This window comes from Campylobacter sp. 2352 PW, assembly GCF_024723575.1.
Lineage (GTDB): Bacteria > Campylobacterota > Campylobacteria > Campylobacterales > Campylobacteraceae > Campylobacter_D.
This window is the reverse complement of record NZ_JANQCX010000047.1, coordinates 1-363: the sequence shown is the minus strand read 5'-3', so window position 1 is coordinate 363 and position 363 is coordinate 1. Positions and strand designations below refer to the sequence as shown.

The 363-nt window shown below is 20.4% G+C and carries 1 pseudogene; it reads right to left on the bottom strand.

From position 1 onward, the window contains the following. Nucleotides 1–363, bottom strand: a pseudogene (locus CAMP5121_RS08055) (hypothetical protein); the annotation flags it as partial.

The following is a 363-nucleotide window of genomic DNA, read 5'->3' as shown; positions in this document are numbered from 1 at the left end:
TTTATTTAAGTTTTTATTTATTTCTTTATTTTCATTTTTATTGATTGTTTTATCTTTGTTATTTAATTCTTCATTGACAATAAAAGAGCTCATATAAGTTTGATAAGCATGTTCTAAATCTTTAAAACCAAGTCTTTTAAATTCATCAATACTTTTATAAAGTTCTTTTCTTGCATTTAAATAAGTATCATTTAGTTTGTTTTTATGAGAGATAAAGATAGTATAAAAACTAGAGTTAAATTCTAATTCTTTTATTGTGTTTTCATCAAATAAAGCTTGCTTATCTTTATCATATAAAACATAATCTTCACAAAAATATAAAGCTTTTAATAAATAGGGTTTTGAATCGATGTTGATGTTGTT